The organism is Ruegeria sp. BB6 (genome assembly GCF_056539385.1).
Map to the genome: position 1 here is coordinate 369,891 of NZ_JBQFUW010000001.1, position 15,027 is coordinate 384,917.

The window sequence follows — 15,027 nt, forward strand, 5'->3', positions numbered from 1 at the left end:
CTGCGCAGAATACTTGTGGTTACGAGTTCCGGCTTGTATGTCTGGCCCGGCAGATCGCAATTGTTGCCGAGAACCTCTTATGCCCGTTGAAAAGTCTGAACTAAGCCGCTTTGAGCTTGGCAAATACTACGTCACTGGTCTGTTTCTTAAAGGAGTTGTGGGCGCTATGCGCTTGCTGCCCTACGAAAAACGCATTGCCGCGATGGGTGGCATCGTGCGTGGCTTGGCCCCGATCGTAGGCTTCTCCAAACGGGTGCGCAGCAATCTCGAACTGACGTGTCCCGAACTGTCCGATGCCGAAGTAAAGCGTATTTGTCGCGCCGTTCCAGACAATGCGGGCCGGGCGATTATGGAGCATTTTTCGCCCGAAGGTTTTACAGAGCGTCAGCGCAATGCAAAGGTTTCGGGCCCCGGCGTTGCAGCGTTTGATACCGCCGTGGCCGAAGGGAAACCGATCATGATGATCACCGCCCATTTCGGCCACTATCTTGCCGCGCGCATTGCCCTTCAGGAGCGTGGCGGTGAGCCGATCGGATGTCTCTACCGCCGCATGGCAAACCCTTATTTCAACGAGATGTATGTTGACGCCTTCTACAAAACCGGCGCGCCCATGTTTGAACAGGGGCGCAGGGGGATGGTCGAGATGGTGCGCTCCTTGAAAAAGGGCGGGATCATCGCCATCGTTTCCGACCTACACGCGCATGGCGGCGAAGAACTGATGTTTTTCGGCAAGCCCGCGGTGACTTCGGTGCTGAACGCAGAGCTGGCGATGAAGTACAATGCGGTCATGATCCCGTGCTACGCAGTGCGCCAGCCAAATGGTCTGGACTTTGAAATAGTTCTGCACGACCCCGTGCCCCACACCGACGCCAAGACAATGACCCAATATACCAATGACGACCTCGAAGCCGTGGTCCGACAGCATATGGGGCAGTGGTTTTGGATTCACCGGCGCTGGAAGCCGTGGAACGGCCTTGGGGTGCAGCCACAGGACATGCCGTGATCACTTGATGCGGGTGGCCGCTACGATGGGGCCATGCCCGGCTCTCTGGACAAGCACAACGGCAGGCAAGTCAGACGTCAGTGACACAGAAAACTCCTGCGGTTCATCGCCGTTCCACTGACCCGCGATCTGCCAGGTCTCAACCACATTTGCATAGTCCAGATCATGCCCGGCCAGCTCACCGCGCCGAATAGAAGCGTGCCGCATCGGAGAATACTGGACAACGCGAACGTCATACAAATCTGGTGCCAGCAGCGCGGTCGGGGCCACATCAATTACGATCTGGCCCCCCGATTGCACTGCCGTGACCGAAGCCTCTGGCTGGGTCGCAAGATGAGCGTCAATCAACCGATCCAGCTCAGAAGACTGCGCTCCGACAACATCCTGTTGGCCATTAACCACCATCTGAGGCGTATAGATCATCGACCGTCCCGCTTCACGGGCGTAGGCGCGTTGCCTCTCTGTGTGGTCAGGATCGGCGAATTCGTCCTTCCAACCGATATAGTCCCAGTAGTCCACGTGCAGGGCCAACCCAATGACATCGTCGCGTTTGGCCAGTTCATGCATGATCTGATCCGCCGGAGGACAAGACGAACAGCCCTGGGACGTAAACAGCTCTACGACCACAGGATCACTATCAGCAGAAGCCGAGGCCGCCAGAAACAAAGAGAGGAAAGCGGACGCAGGAACGAATCTGTACATGACGGCTCTTTGGTTTAACGGATGCTGAATGGGTTTACCCGGAACGCTGTTCAACCTCCAATCAAGGTTTCTTGAGACCTTTAAAGCGCTGCACCCTCAAAAATGTGTGCAATGGTATACAAAAATTGCCGCACCCTGCGTCTTGGACCTTGAACCGCGCGCTTGGGTGATGCAGATAGCCACCAGCGAATCCCAAAATCCACGTCATTTGAGAGGGAGGCCATTAGATGCCCATCAAAGTCGGACAGGATACCGCCAAGACACGCCGCAGCCTGAGCGTGAATGGCAAATCCATTTCCTATTACTCGATCCCTGCGGCTCAAGAAGCCGGTCTGGGCGATTTCTCGAAACTGCCAGCCGCGCTGAAAGTGGTGCTGGAAAACATGCTGCGGTTCGAGGACGACGGCTTCTCAGTGTCGGTCGACGACATCAAAGCCTTTGCCGAATGGGGCGCAAGCGGTGGCAAGAACCCCCGCGAGATTGCGTACCGCCCTGCCCGCGTGCTGATGCAGGACTTCACTGGTGTTCCGGCGGTGGTCGATCTGGCCGCAATGCGCGACGGGATCAAAGGTCTGGGCGGCGACGCGCAGAAGATCAACCCGCTGAATCCTGTTGATCTGGTCATCGACCACTCGGTCATGATCGACGAGTTCGGCAATCCGCGCGCGTTCCAAATGAATGTTGACCGCGAATACGAGCGCAACATGGAACGCTATCAGTTCCTGAAATGGGGCCAGAACGCCTTCAACAACTTCCGCGTTGTGCCACCGGGAACCGGTATCTGCCACCAGGTGAACCTGGAATATCTGGCCCAGACCGTCTGGACGGACACCGATCAGAACGGTGACGAAGTCGCGTATCCCGACACTCTGGTCGGCACCGACAGCCACACCACGATGGTCAATGGCATGGCCGTTCTTGGCTGGGGCGTTGGCGGTATCGAGGCCGAGGCCGCGATGCTGGGTCAGCCGATCTCGATGCTGATCCCCGAAGTCATCGGCTTTGAACTGACCGGAGAGCTGGTTGAAGGCACCACCGGCACCGACTTGGTTCTGAAAGTCGTTGAAATGCTGCGTGAAAAGGGCGTTGTCGGCAAATTCGTCGAGTTCTACGGCGAAGGTCTGGACCGTCTGCCGCTTGCAGACCGTGCAACCATCGCGAACATGGCACCGGAATACGGCGCGACCTGCGGCTTCTTCCCGATCGACGGTGAAACCCTGCGCTATCTGCGCAACACCGGCCGCGACGAAGACCGGATTGCGCTGGTCGAAGCCTATGCCAAGGAAAACGGCTTCTGGCGCGACGAAGACTACGCACCGATCTACACCGACACCCTGAGCCTTGACATGGGCACCATTGTTCCCGCGATCTCGGGACCGAAACGTCCGCAGGACTATGTCGCCCTGACAGGTGCCAAGGCCGCTTTCACCAAAGAAATGGAGGAGACCTTCAAGCGTCCGATGGGTAAGGAAATCGCTGTTAAGGGCGAAGACTACACCATGGAATCGGGCAAGGTCGTGATCGCGTCGATCACATCGTGCACGAACACCTCGAACCCGTATGTGATGATCGGCGCGGGTCTTGTGGCACGTAAGGCGGCCGCTCTGGGCCTGAACCGCAAGCCTTGGGTAAAAACCTCGCTGGCTCCGGGATCGCAGGTTGTGTCCGCCTATCTTGAGGCCGCTGGCCTTCAGGAAGATCTGGACAAGGTTGGCTTCAACCTCGTTGGTTACGGATGCACCACCTGTATCGGCAACTCTGGCCCGATCCAGAAAGAACTATCCGAGGCGATTGCCGAAGGTGACCTTGTTGCCACGTCTGTCCTGTCGGGCAACCGTAACTTTGAAGGCCGTATCTCGCCGGACGTGCGCGCCAACTACCTGGCTTCTCCGCCGCTGGTCGTGGTCTATGCGCTGGCCGGCACCATGGATATCGACCTGACATCCGAGCCGATCGGTCAAGACCAAGACGGCAACGATGTCTTCATGAAAGACATCTGGCCGACTCAGCAGGAAGTTGCGGAACTGGTTGAACAGACCGTCACCCGCGAAGCGTTCCAGTCGAAATACGCCGACGTCTTTAAGGGCGACGAAAAGTGGCAGGGTGTTGAGACGACCGACGCCGAGACCTATGACTGGCCTGCGACCTCGACCTATATCCAGAACCCGCCCTACTTCCAGGGCATGGGCACCGAACCCGGCACCATCACCAATATCGAAGGCGCTAAAGTTCTGGCCATTCTGGGCGATATGGTCACGACCGACCACATCTCGCCTGCGGGGTCCTTCGCAACCACCACGCCCGCTGGTAAATACCTGATTGATCGTCAGGTGCAGCCGCGCGAGTTCAACTCGTATGGCTCTCGCCGTGGCAACCACGAGATCATGATGCGCGGCACCTTTGCCAATATCCGCATCAAGAACGAGATTCTGGACGGCGTGGAAGGCGGTTATACCAAGGGTCCAGACGGCGCTGAAACCTCGATCTACGAAGCCTCGATGGCCTATCAGGAACAGGGCACACCGCTGGTCGTCTTTGGTGGCGAACAGTACGGCGCCGGGTCCTCGCGTGACTGGGCTGCCAAAGGTACCGCGCTGCTGGGTGTCAAAGCAGTGATCGCAGAAAGCTTTGAGCGTATTCACCGCTCGAACCTGGTTGGCATGGGCGTTATTCCGTTCGAGTTCACCGGCGGCGACACCCGCAAATCGCTGGGCCTGAAGGGTGACGAAACTGTCTCGATCCACGGTTTGGATACTATCCAACCGTTGCAGGAAGTACCCTGCACGATTGTCTATGGTGACGGGTCTGAGAAAACCATCACCCTGAAGTGCCGCATCGATACCGCGCCCGAGATCGAATACATCGAGAACGGCGGCGTTCTGCACTACGTGCTGCGGAATCTCGCCAAAGCGAGCTAAGTTCTTGCAAGAACGTTTAAGGGGCGCTCACTCGAGCGCCCCTTTTTCTTTGCGCCCTGTTCAGCGCGTCCTCAGATCGGAAGACTTCAAGTCAACGGGTTAATTGCCAGCGGCCTTTTCAAGCGCCGGGCGGATAGTGCTTTCTATCGCGCGCTGTGTAATCGGCCCCGCAAAGCGCAGGATGATCGTGCCCTGCCCGTCAACTACGTATGTCTCTGGCACTCCGTAGACACCCCAATCCAGCCCCATGCGGCCCTGCTCATCGCGTCCGATACCGGCATAGGGATCGCCCAGTTCGGTCAGAAATGCTTCGGCGTTTGCAAGCTTATCTTTGTAATTGATCCCGTAGACCGGAATACCTTCATCCGAAAGCACCTGTAGATTGGGGTGCTCAACACGGCACGGCGCGCACCAACTGGCCCAATAGTTGACCAGTTTGACCTCGCCATCTCTAAGGGTGGCGTCGTTGAAATTCGGCTTGCCAGAGAAATCCGTCACGACGACCGGAGGGGCTGGCTGCCCTTCCCGCGCAGAAGGCAGCGCGTCGGGGTCGTCTCGAAACATGCCGATTCCTGCGAGTACGGCAAATCCCGCAAAAATCAACGGCGGAGCGATCATCAGCGGTGAAATCTTAGCCATTACGCGACATCCTGCCTTCCACCTTTTCCATCTCAGCCCGAACTTTGCGACCGCGCATAACGCTTAGAACGATCAGCACAGCCAGCAGGCCGATGGACACTACATAAGACCACAATACAGTGTCCGCATATTTTCCAAGATCAGGCATCATCCACCCACCCTTTCCCGTGCCAGCAGCGCCTTGACTCGGCGTGCGCGAATTTCAGTTCCGGTTCGGTAAAGAACCAGCGCGATGAACAGGAGTACGAACCCGATGATGCACAGGAGCAGCGGATAGAAGTAGATATTGCTCACCTTTTCTTCTGTGTCTGATCCGGTAATGGCAGCGGCACGCATAACCGAAGCCCCTTGATGCAGCCCTTGGTTCCAGAAATTCACCGCATAACGGCTGAGGATCGCGAAGACTGAGCCAACCAGACATAGGACCGATGTCAGATCGGCAGCCGTATCGGGGTCTTCAATCGCCTCCCACAGCGCGACGTAGCCCAGATAGAACAGGAACAGGATCAGGAACGAAGTCAGGCGCGGGTCCCAGGCCCACCATGTGCCCCACATCGGCTGTCCCCAGATTGCTCCGGTCGCCAGCGCGATCAATGTCATGACGATTCCGACCGGAGCCGCAGCACGCGCGGCAAGGGCGCTAACGTGGTGACGGCGCACGAGCCAGACCAGCGAAGCCGCCAGCATCATGAGCCAACAGTTGATCGCCATCAGCGCAGCCGGAACATGCAGATAGATAATCTTGACGGTCGAGCCCTGTTTGTAATCATCCGGCGTAAAGAAAAAGCCCCAGATCAGACCGATCACGATGCACGCAATAGAGGTGACCCAAAAGAACGGAAGCACCCGTTCGCTGGTTGCGAGGAACTTGCGCGGGTTTGCATATTCCCACAGAGCGTTGGTTTTGGCTGCGATAGACATGGGCCTTATCTAGTCCGAGTCGGTTTCGTTCTCAATTGACCTCAGTCAATCTTTGAACCGGTCACCGAAGGTTGATACGCAAAACGGCGGCGCTGGCAAAGGGCAACAGCGCGATTGTGGCGGCGGTGATACCGGCCAGCATAAGCAGTGGGGTTTGGGTCTCCATCCCGGTTGCGCCACGGCGGGCTACTTCGGCCCCAAAGATCAGCGTGGGTACATAGAGCGGCAGCACCAGCAGCGAAAGAAGAAGACCACCGCGTTTCAGGCCAACGGTAAGGGCTGCGCCAAATGTTCCGATGACACTCATGGCCGGGGTTCCGATCAGCAAAGAAACAACGAGCCAGAAGTAGCCCGGCATCGGCAGGTTCAACAGAACCCCCAAAAACGGAGCGGCCAGAACCAACGGTAGACCGGTCGTCAACCAATGAGCCAAAGCCTTGATCGTCACGACCGCCTCAAGCGGCAGGGGCGCTGTTGCCAGCAGGTCGAGCGAGCCGTCTTCCCAGTCCAGCGCCAGCAATCGGTCCAAAGACAAAAGGCAAGCCAGCAGCGCACCCAGCCAAAGAATACCGGGGGCAATGGTCGACAGCAGTGATGATTGCGGACCGACCGCAAAGGGCACCAGAACCGTGACAATCAAAAAGAACGCAAGGCCAAGACCAAAACCGCCGCCTGCGCGGAAAGCCAGTTTCAGGTCACGCAGCAGCAGGGCTATCACAGAAAGCCTCCGTCGAACTCGTCAATGGGTGTCGGTTTGGCCTTGTTGGGGGCGACATCCAGAACCTCTCCGTCCAGCCCAAGGTCAATATGGGTGGCAATCAGGGCGGAGCCACCCTGCCCAAGATGCGCGCGGACAGCATCCGCGAACATCTGAACCGCGTCGCGATCCAGCGAAACGGTTGGTTCGTCCAGCATCCAGATCGGGCGACCTGTAACCAGCATACGAGCCAGCCCCAGCCTTCGTTTCTGACCTGCGGACAAGTTGCCAGCGTGCCGATCAGACAGCTCAACCAGCGCAAAAGCGTCCAAAGCAGGCTGAATGTCATGTGTACCAAATACGGACGCCCAGAACACAAGGTTTTCGACCACCGTCAGAGTTGGCTTCAAACCGTCGGAATGAGAGGCATAGGCTATCTGGTCCTCGGCCCCTTGGATTTGCCCGGCAAGCGGAGGCTGCAGCCCCGCAAGCGTTCTCAACAATGTGGTTTTACCAATCCCGTTCGGACCACGCAGGATCAGCGCCTTACCGGGGTGCAGCACAAAGCTGAGCCCTTCGAGCACAGGAACCCCGCCTCGGGCGATGGCCAGTTCGGTTACAGTCAGTGTCATGTCTTTCGCTTAACGGATTGCACGAAAGGACAAAAGACAGGATTTGCCGCACAGCGTGAATCGTGTTTTGTTGACACTGGCTGAAGTGAGGGGCCAGCCCCGCCGCCATTGGCGCTTGAACCAATGGCGCACCAATGCCCGCTCTCCGGGATATTTTTAGCCAGATGAAGATGGATCCCTTAGACAGGGATTAGGGCAAGCGCAATGCGGCGCCCCTCGGACAACAATACATTGTAGGTACGGCACGCAGCGGGAGAGCTCATGATCTCAACCCCAATGCCAGCGCTTTCCAGTTCGGTTCTGAGATCGGCGGGAATATGGGCAAGTTCGGCCCCGGTTCCGATGAACAGGACATCTATGTGATCGGCCAGCGCCAGCAATGCGCCTTCGTCCGTGTAGCCATTCCAAACCGTCGTCCCCTGAGGGCTTGTCAGAACCGCCCCTTCGTGGACTTCTCCACCAATTCGGAAGAACCCCGGACCATATCCGTCGACGGGTACTGCGTTGTTATACGTGATCTCATTCAGGCGCATGGACGCGTTCTAGCCCCAAAGTGGCAGCCCCGACAAGGCCGCCAGTGCGATCGCTACATATGCTGCGGTTCGGTACAGTTTTTCTCGCTCGGGACGGAACAGCCACCCGCCCAGCCAGTTGCCGACCAGATTCGGCACCGCCAGCGCGAAACCCAGCACCGCCGACGCGACAGTGACCCGCCCCATTGCCGACAAAAAACCCAGAATGAGAAAGTCAAACACCAGAAGAAACAGCAAGATGGTAGCGCGAATGACCTCGACCGGTAGCGGACGCGACATGTAGAACAGAATCACAGCCGGACCCGGCAATCCGGCGACGCCCCCCAAAAAACCTGCAGCTCCGCCAATACCCGCGACCATTGTTCGCCGGACAGGACCATTGTAGCGCAGCCCGAGGATCAAAATGATCAACATGAGGATCGCCAGCAGGCTAACCGCATAGCGAAAAACCTCGGGCTCGACCTGCGTCAATACCCACAACCCAATCGGCAGCATGATCGCACAGCCACTGACCAGCCGGAAAAGGTCGCCCCGGTCGACAGCACCCCACGCGCGGCGCACGTTTGGCAGAGGTCCGAAGATATCCATTATGGTCAGGCCGATCAGCGCCCCGAACGGGCCAAGGTAGGGTGTCGCGATTGGTAGAAAGATCAGCGCGGTTCCAAAGCCGGAAAAGCCGCGAACAATGCCGCCCAGGAAAGCGGCGAAAACGATGACGGCCAGCCCCGTCGGGGACTGGCCGAAAACATCAGGCATCGACGTTGGCAAACTGGTTGCCTGCCGTGTTCGACGGCTTGGACCAGTCGCGTTTAACGCCCAGCCATAGCAGGATGGTCGAGGCGACAAAGACCGAGGAATAAGTTCCCACGATCACGCCCCAGATCATCGCGAAGACAAAGCCGCGGATGACGTCTCCGCCCAGTACATATAGCGAGATCAGCGCCAGCAGGGTTGTGACCGAGGTCATGACTGTCCGGCTGAGCGTTTCGTTGATCGAGATGTTCAGAACCTCTTTCAGCTCTTTCTTTTTGTACTTGCGCAGGTTCTCGCGCACGCGGTCAAAGACGACCACGGTGTCGTTCAACGAATAGCCCACGATGGTCAGAAGTGCGGCGATGATGGCCAGATCGAAACGAATTTGCAGTTCCGAGAAGATACCGATGGTCAGGATCACGTCATGCACCAACGCAGCCACCGCGCCCAAAGCGAACTGCCACTCAAAGCGGAGCCAGATATAGACAAGCACGGCTCCGATAGCGAGGACAACGGCGATCACGGCGGTCTGGATCAACTCGCCCGAAACCTTGGGGCCGACGGATTCGACGGATACAAAAACGATGTCCGGTGCTGCCCCTTTCAGCGCCGCCTCCACTGCCGTGACTGTTGCGGCCGATACAGCCTCGGCGTCGGCCTGCGCCTGAATGCGGATCATGGCGACATTTTCGTCTTCACCGAAGGTTGGGTCGAAAATTTCGGTGATCGTGACGTCGCCCAACTCCAGCGGCGCGATAGCGTCGCGATAGGCACCCACGTCGATTTCCTGCGCCGATTGCGTGCGGATCGTGGTTCCACCTCGGAAGTCGATGCCGAAGTTCAGCCCTTGCAGCATGAAGGACGTAAACGCGATCACCATCATCAGGCCAGAGATACCCAACCAGACCTTCCAGCGGCTGAAGAAATCGAACGAGGTGTTTTGCGGGACAAGTTTCAGTCTCATGATCAAACCTCGATCGTTTTCGGGCGGCGGCGTTCAAACCACATCACGATCATCAGGCGCGTCACGAAGATCGCGGTGAAGACCGAGGTGAGGATGCCCAGACCCAGAGTGATGGCAAAGCCGCGCACCGGCCCGCTGCCCATGGCAAACAGGATCACGGCGGTGATGAAGGTGGTCACGTTTGCGTCCAGAATGGCAGACAGCGCCTTTTCATAGCCCAGCTCAATCGCGCGCGCTGGACCGCGGGCGGATTTCAGTTCCTCGCGTATACGTTCAAAGATCAGCACATTGGCATCAACCGCCATACCGACCGTTAGAACGATGCCCGCGATACCGGGCAAGGTCAGCGTCGCCCCGATCAGTGACAGCAGGCCAAACAACAGCCCAACGTTAAGGATCAGCGCGATATTGGCAAAAACGCCGAACAGACCATAGCTGAGCGCCATAAAGACCAGCACGGCGACAAATGCCACGATGGTCGCGACCTTACCGGCGTCGATGCTGTCTTGGCCCAGTTCCGGGCCAATGGTGCGTTCTTCCAGGAACTCCAACCCTGCAGGCAGGGCACCCGCGCGCAGCAGAACAGCCAGATTGGTGCTTTCCTCAACGGTGAAATTGCCGGTAATAATGCCTGATCCGCCGGGAATATGGCTTTGGATCACGGGGGCCGAGATCACCTCATCATCCAGAACGATGGCAAAGGGCGCGCCGATGTTTTCCAGCGTGTAGTCGCCGAATTTGCGGGCCCCGGACGTGTTGAACCGGAAGTTCACCGCAGGGCGACCGTTCTGGTCGAACGCAGGTTGCGCATCCACCAGTTCTTCGCCCGTCACCACGGGCGCTGCATCAAGTGTGTAGTACACGCCGTCTTCGTCGATGGATGGGACGACTTTCTCACCCACACCAGCGACGGCATCAGGATTGGTGCCGCGACTGACAACCGGGTTAAAGGTCAGTTGCGCAGTTGTGCCGATGATCTCTTTCAGCTCACCTGCACTGCCGATGCCCGGAACCTGAATCAGAATCCGGTCCGTACCCTGCCGTTGAATCGTTGGCTCTCGGGTGCCGACCTCGTCGATCCGGCGGCGAATGATCTCAAGCGACTGACGTACTGTGCGGTCGTCCGAGGCAAGCCTTTCAGCCTCGGACAGTTGCACGATGATCGTGTCACCCTCGGCCCGCGCCTCGATATCGGTGGCGCCTACTCCGGTCAGAGTTTGCACCTGACGGGCCAGCCCACGCACGACTTCCAGCGCGCGAGGCATACCTTCGGGTTGGCTGATGCGCACGCGAATCTCATCCGGAGCCGAATCTTGGCGGCGGATAGTGCCAATGGTGCCCCGCTCATCGCGCAAGGCGTCGCGGATTTCCGGCCACATCGCATCCATGCGGGATTCGTAGACATCGCTGACCTGCACTTCGGCCAGCAGATGCGCGCCCCCGCGCAGATCGAGGCCAAGATTGACCAGAGAAGATGGCAACCAATTCGGCCATTGCCCCGCCTCGGCCTGCATCTCGGGGGTACCCAACCCAAGCTCGATCGCGGCCTTGGCGTCGTTGGATTGCTCGACGCGCGTGTAAAACGCATTCGGCAGGGCCATCAGCAGACCGATCACACAGACCGCCCAGATCAGAACCCGCTTCCAGGTATCAATTTGCAGCATTACCCTGCCTTTTCAAGGAATTGTCGTGCGAAGTTACTTCGCTGGCTCGGTCTTGTTCAGAACCTGCGCAATGGTCGATTTGACCACACGGACCTTGACGCCTTCGGCGATCTCGACCTCGATCTCGTTGTCGCCTTCCTTGACCTTCGACACTTTGCCGATCAGACCACCCTGAGTGACCACCTGATCGCCCCGGCGCACAGCCTCGACCATGGCCTGATGTTCCTTCATCTTCTTCTGCTGCGGACGGATCAGCAGGAAATACATGATCGCGAAGATCAGGATCAGCGGGAGAAACTGGGCGATTGCGCCACCTTCCATGGGATATTCCTTTTGGTTTGGTCTTGCGGAAGCGCTCCGCAAATTTGGCGAGAACCTATTCTTTGAACTGTCTGTTTGCAAGGAATGGTGGCGCAGGTTTTTTCGGGGATTGGCTCAAAATGATCACAGTTTCAGGCCGAAGTTGCGTTTGACTTCTAGGAACACCGCCTTGGATGGATATAGTTGAGCGGCGGGAGGGCAAATGGCGCAATTATTTCATATTGTTGGCATGGTTGGCCGGGTGATGATCGCGGCCTTGTGGCTGGCTCTGCTGGTGCCATCTGCATCGGCACAGGAAACCGAGACCGAAGTCGAAACCACCGAACAGCAACCTGACACCTTCAAGGCACCGGTGATTGTCGATGGCGACACCTTGTTTTTCCTTCGAGGCTCCACCGCCTTGCCCGCGCAAGAACGTGCAGAATCTGTCCAAGACAACATTATCCAAGCGGCTGAAACATCCGAAAGCCCCAGCATCACGATCACCTATGAGGAAACCGATCTGGGAACGAGTATTCTGGTGGACGGTGTCGCCGTTTCAATCGTCACGGTTGCCGACGCCGAACTCGAGCAGATGGCGCTGGATGTTCTCAGCTTTCTTCACGGTGAAGCGATAGAAGAAGCAATAATCGCCTACCGGGCCAACCGAACCGAACAGGCACGCGTGTCGGGTGCGATCGAAGCTGTGGCGTGGACGGCTGGCTTTGGCCTGTTTGTCGCGACAATACTTTGGATACACCGCAGGATCAGGCGTCGCACCATCAAATTTGTCAAGCGCCACTTGAAGGATGTTGAGACCGCCACCGCCAAAAGCGTTCAGGCAGAGGCGATCGCGGCCTTGGTGCGGTATGGGCTGAGTTTCATCCTGTTGGTGATCTTCTTTCTGGGGTTCTACTACTACCTGTCTTTCGTCCTGCTGGCCTTTGCAGAAACTCGCTATTTCGCGCAGCTATTGCTGACCTACCTGACCGAACCGGTTCTGCTGATCTTCAAGGGAATCATCAGCTACATCCCCAACCTGATCATGCTTGCGCTAATCACCTGGGTGACGATGTACATCATTAAGGGCATGCGTGTTTTCTTCGACGCGGTCGAGGCGGGCACGTTCGACATGGGCGATTTCGAGCGTCACTGGGTGAACCCAACTTTCAACATCGCCCGTGTCGTCGTCATCCTGATCGCGCTTGTGTTTGCCGTGCCCTACATCCCCGGATCGGACTCAGCCGCGTTTCAGGGACTGACCATTCTGGTAGGTGCAATGCTGTCGCTGGGCGCGAACTCGGTCGTGTCGAACATGCTGGCCGGGCTTTTCGTGATCTATCGCCGCTCAACCTCGATCGGGGACCGCATCCAGATCGGCGATCACATCGGTGACGTGGTGCAGATCAAGCTGATGGAAACGCATCTCAAGTCGATCAAAAACGAACTGATCTCGATCCCCAATGCGCAGCTTATGAATTCGGACGTGGTGAACTTCTCGAAGAAAACCGATGGCAGCGGTTTGCTTTTGCACACCACAGTCGGCATCGGATACGAGGAACCGCCTGAAAAGGTCGAGGCCATGCTGATCGAAGCCGCGCGCCGCACCAAGGGGATCAAGGCCAAGCCAGAGCCCTTTGTTTTGTGGACCGCTTTGGCCGATTACGCGATCAATTATCAGATCAACGGGTACTCGACTCGCGGCAGCATTATCCCAAAGATCCGCTCGGACCTGCATCGTAATATCGTGGCCGTGTTTAATGAGAACAACGTGCAGATCATGACGCCCTCTTACATGGCCGACCCAGCCGAGCCAAAAATCCCGGCCGAGGAATGGGATGGCCATCTGGCGCATGAAACGCACGAGGGCGATGTTTAGTCGTATCCGGTGCTACACCCTGCCATTCAGATGGTGCATAAGCGGTTTCAGTGATTCACGCATTCAAGGACCTGAACCATGCACGACATCCGCGCCATTCGCGAAAACCCAGCCGCCTTCGACGCCGCCCTTGCGCGCCGTGGGGACGCGCCGGTGTCGTCAGACCTGTTAAGGCTGGATGAAAGCCGCCGCGCCAAGATTTTGGCAGCCGAGACCGCTCAGGCCGAACAGAACAAAGCATCCAAAGAGGTCGGTGCCGCCAAGGGGCGCGGCGACGAGGCTGAGTTTGAACGCCTGCGCGCGCTTGTGGCTGAGAAAAAGGCCGAGATCGCCCGGATGCAGACCGAGGCCAAGGATCTTGACGCGCTGCTGACCGATCAGTTGATCCGCATCCCCAACCTGCCCGCCGAGGATGTGCCCGAAGGCGCGGACGAGAACGACAATGTCGAGGTCAACCGCTGGGGCACTCCGCGCGAACTGGACTTTGCGCCGAAAGAGCATTTTGAGATCGAAGCTGTGCAGCACGGCATGGATTTCGAGACCGCCGCAAAGCTCTCTGGCTCGCGCTTTGTCCTGCTGTCCGGCGGTGTTGCGCGCATCCACCGGGCGCTGGCGCAGTTCATGCTGGACACGCATATCAACGAAAATGAGCTAACCGAGGTGAACGGCCCGGTTCTGGTTCTGTCCGAGATGATGCAGGGCACGGGGCAACTGCCGAAATTCGGCGAGGACAGCTATCAGACCCGCGAAGGGTGGTGGCTAATCCCAACGTCCGAGGTCTCGCTGACCAATATCGTCAACGACACGTTGATCGAGGAAAGCTACCTGCCCCGCCGTTATACCGCGCATTCGCTGTGCTTCCGCTCCGAGGCCGGTTCCGCAGGCAAGGACACGCGCGGGATGCTGCGCCAGCACCAGTTTGAAAAAGTCGAGATGGTCTCGGTCACGCATCCGGACAATTCCGACGACGAACAGAAGCGCATGTTGCGCTGCGCCGAGGGGATTCTGGAAAAGCTGGGCGTGCCCTATCGCACCGTGATCCTGTGTACCGGAGACATGGGTTTCGGCGCGCGCCGCACCTATGACATCGAGGCATGGCTGCCCGGTCAGGATACGTATCGTGAGATCAGCTCGGTCTCGACCTGCGGCGACTTTCAGGCCCGCCGCATGAATGCGCGCTTCCGGCCCGAGGGCGGCGGCAAGCCGGAATATGTCCACACGCTGAACGGCTCGGGCCTGGCGGTGGGGCGCTGCCTGATCGCGGTGCTGGAAAACGGACAGAACGCCGATGGCACGGTCACCCTGCCCGAGGTGCTGGCCCCCTATCTGGGCGGCAAGCTGACGCTGCAACTGGACGGCACACTGGCATAAGAAAACCGGCGCGCCAGAGCCGCCGGTTTCATAAGGATCAAAGGCGAGGAA

15 protein-coding genes are annotated in these 15,027 nt (G+C 58.1%); 4 read left to right on the plus strand and 11 right to left on the minus strand.

Annotated features, from left to right (window positions below):
* The first annotated feature begins 79 nt into the window (after nt 1-79).
* A complete protein-coding gene (locus ACR0B7_RS01795) occupies nt 80-1,003 on the plus strand; it encodes a lysophospholipid acyltransferase family protein (RefSeq protein WP_170481175.1) in 924 nt (307 codons plus the stop codon).
* Here ACR0B7_RS01795 and ACR0B7_RS01800 read toward each other — a convergent pair whose 3' ends face one another.
* On the minus strand, nt 1,004-1,705 hold the full coding sequence (locus ACR0B7_RS01800; RefSeq protein WP_170481172.1) for a DUF1223 domain-containing protein: 702 nt from the start codon (nt 1,703-1,705) through the stop codon (nt 1,004-1,006).
* Between the two features lie 227 nt (nt 1,706-1,932).
* Here ACR0B7_RS01800 and acnA point away from each other — a divergent pair, with 227 nt between their 5' ends.
* Nucleotides 1,933-4,623 carry an aconitate hydratase AcnA gene (gene acnA, locus ACR0B7_RS01805; protein ID WP_170382641.1) on the plus strand — a complete coding sequence of 897 codons (2,691 nt, stop codon included), beginning with the start codon at nt 1,933-1,935 and terminating at the stop codon, nt 4,621-4,623.
* Between the two features lie 99 nt (nt 4,624-4,722).
* Here the strand turns inward: acnA and ACR0B7_RS01810 are convergent, their stop codons facing one another.
* From ACR0B7_RS01810 to yajC, 10 genes are all read right to left on the minus strand, one after another.
* Entirely contained in the window at nt 4,723-5,262 is a 540-nt protein-coding gene (locus ACR0B7_RS01810; RefSeq protein ID WP_170481168.1) for a DsbE family thiol:disulfide interchange protein, read from the minus strand.
* Complete coding sequence (gene ccmD, locus ACR0B7_RS01815; RefSeq protein WP_170481165.1) at nt 5,255-5,413, minus strand: heme exporter protein CcmD; 159 nt, start codon at nt 5,411-5,413, stop codon at nt 5,255-5,257. The genes ACR0B7_RS01810 and ccmD overlap by 8 nt, the downstream gene beginning before the upstream one ends.
* Nucleotides 5,410-6,183, minus strand: a complete 774-nt coding sequence (locus tag ACR0B7_RS01820; RefSeq protein WP_170481162.1) for a heme ABC transporter permease — start codon at nt 6,181-6,183, stop codon at nt 5,410-5,412. The genes ccmD and ACR0B7_RS01820 overlap by 4 nt, the downstream gene beginning before the upstream one ends.
* Before the next feature lie 61 nt (nt 6,184-6,244).
* On the minus strand, nt 6,245-6,901 hold the full coding sequence (gene ccmB, locus ACR0B7_RS01825; protein WP_170481158.1) for a heme exporter protein CcmB: 657 nt from the start codon (nt 6,899-6,901) through the stop codon (nt 6,245-6,247).
* Entirely contained in the window at nt 6,898-7,512 is a 615-nt protein-coding gene (gene ccmA, locus ACR0B7_RS01830; protein ID WP_170415365.1) for a heme ABC exporter ATP-binding protein CcmA, read from the minus strand. The genes ccmB and ccmA overlap by 4 nt, the downstream gene beginning before the upstream one ends.
* A gap of 179 nt (nt 7,513-7,691) precedes the next feature.
* Nucleotides 7,692-8,045, minus strand: a complete 354-nt coding sequence (locus tag ACR0B7_RS01835) for an Mth938-like domain-containing protein (protein ID WP_170481155.1) — start codon at nt 8,043-8,045, stop codon at nt 7,692-7,694.
* A 9-nt stretch (nt 8,046-8,054) separates the two neighbouring features.
* The gene (locus tag ACR0B7_RS01840) at nt 8,055-8,801 is read right to left on the minus strand and encodes a sulfite exporter TauE/SafE family protein (RefSeq protein WP_170481152.1); all 747 of its coding nucleotides are present in this window, start codon (nt 8,799-8,801) and stop codon (nt 8,055-8,057) included.
* A complete protein-coding gene (gene secF, locus ACR0B7_RS01845; protein WP_170481148.1) occupies nt 8,794-9,762 on the minus strand; it encodes a protein translocase subunit SecF in 969 nt (322 codons plus the stop codon). Before secF ends, ACR0B7_RS01840 begins: the two co-directional genes overlap by 8 nt.
* Before the next feature lie 2 nt (nt 9,763-9,764).
* Nucleotides 9,765-11,426: a protein translocase subunit SecD gene (gene secD / locus ACR0B7_RS01850; RefSeq protein ID WP_170481144.1), complete on the minus strand. Its 1,662-nt coding sequence runs from the start codon at nt 11,424-11,426 to the stop codon at nt 9,765-9,767.
* Between the two features lie 33 nt (nt 11,427-11,459).
* A complete protein-coding gene (gene yajC, locus ACR0B7_RS01855) occupies nt 11,460-11,747 on the minus strand; it encodes a preprotein translocase subunit YajC (RefSeq protein ID WP_155151194.1) in 288 nt (95 codons plus the stop codon).
* Nucleotides 11,748-11,949: 202 nt separating this feature from the next.
* Here yajC and ACR0B7_RS01860 point away from each other — a divergent pair, with 202 nt between their 5' ends.
* Both ACR0B7_RS01860 and serS read left to right on the plus strand, forming a co-directional pair.
* Complete coding sequence (locus ACR0B7_RS01860; RefSeq protein ID WP_170481140.1) at nt 11,950-13,605, plus strand: mechanosensitive ion channel domain-containing protein; 1,656 nt, start codon at nt 11,950-11,952, stop codon at nt 13,603-13,605.
* A gap of 78 nt (nt 13,606-13,683) precedes the next feature.
* Nucleotides 13,684-14,976 carry a serine--tRNA ligase gene (gene serS / locus ACR0B7_RS01865; protein ID WP_170569678.1) on the plus strand — a complete coding sequence of 431 codons (1,293 nt, stop codon included), beginning with the start codon at nt 13,684-13,686 and terminating at the stop codon, nt 14,974-14,976.
* The last annotated feature ends 51 nt before the right edge of the window (nt 14,977-15,027 follow it).

Coding starts and splice junctions, on each gene's coding strand:
- secD (WP_170481144.1), bottom strand. CDS start 11,426: ATGCTGCAAATTGATACCTGGAAGCGGGTTCTGATCTGGGCGGTCTGT.
- ACR0B7_RS01840 (WP_170481152.1), bottom strand. CDS start 8,801: ATGCCTGATGTTTTCGGCCAGTCCCCGACGGGGCTGGCCGTCATCGTT.
- ACR0B7_RS01800 (WP_170481172.1), bottom strand. CDS start 1,705: ATGTACAGATTCGTTCCTGCGTCCGCTTTCCTCTCTTTGTTTCTGGCG.
- ACR0B7_RS01835 (WP_170481155.1), bottom strand. CDS start 8,045: ATGCGCCTGAATGAGATCACGTATAACAACGCAGTACCCGTCGACGGA.
- ACR0B7_RS01860 (WP_170481140.1), top strand. CDS start 11,950: ATGGCGCAATTATTTCATATTGTTGGCATGGTTGGCCGGGTGATGATC.
- yajC (WP_155151194.1), bottom strand. CDS start 11,747: ATGGAAGGTGGCGCAATCGCCCAGTTTCTCCCGCTGATCCTGATCTTC.
- secF (WP_170481148.1), bottom strand. CDS start 9,762: ATGAGACTGAAACTTGTCCCGCAAAACACCTCGTTCGATTTCTTCAGC.
- acnA (WP_170382641.1), top strand. CDS start 1,933: ATGCCCATCAAAGTCGGACAGGATACCGCCAAGACACGCCGCAGCCTG.
- ccmD (WP_170481165.1), bottom strand. CDS start 5,413: ATGATGCCTGATCTTGGAAAATATGCGGACACTGTATTGTGGTCTTAT.
- ccmA (WP_170415365.1), bottom strand. CDS start 7,512: ATGACACTGACTGTAACCGAACTGGCCATCGCCCGAGGCGGGGTTCCT.
- ACR0B7_RS01820 (WP_170481162.1), bottom strand. CDS start 6,183: ATGTCTATCGCAGCCAAAACCAACGCTCTGTGGGAATATGCAAACCCG.
- ACR0B7_RS01795 (WP_170481175.1), top strand. CDS start 80: ATGCCCGTTGAAAAGTCTGAACTAAGCCGCTTTGAGCTTGGCAAATAC.
- ACR0B7_RS01810 (WP_170481168.1), bottom strand. CDS start 5,262: ATGGCTAAGATTTCACCGCTGATGATCGCTCCGCCGTTGATTTTTGCG.
- serS (WP_170569678.1), top strand. CDS start 13,684: ATGCACGACATCCGCGCCATTCGCGAAAACCCAGCCGCCTTCGACGCC.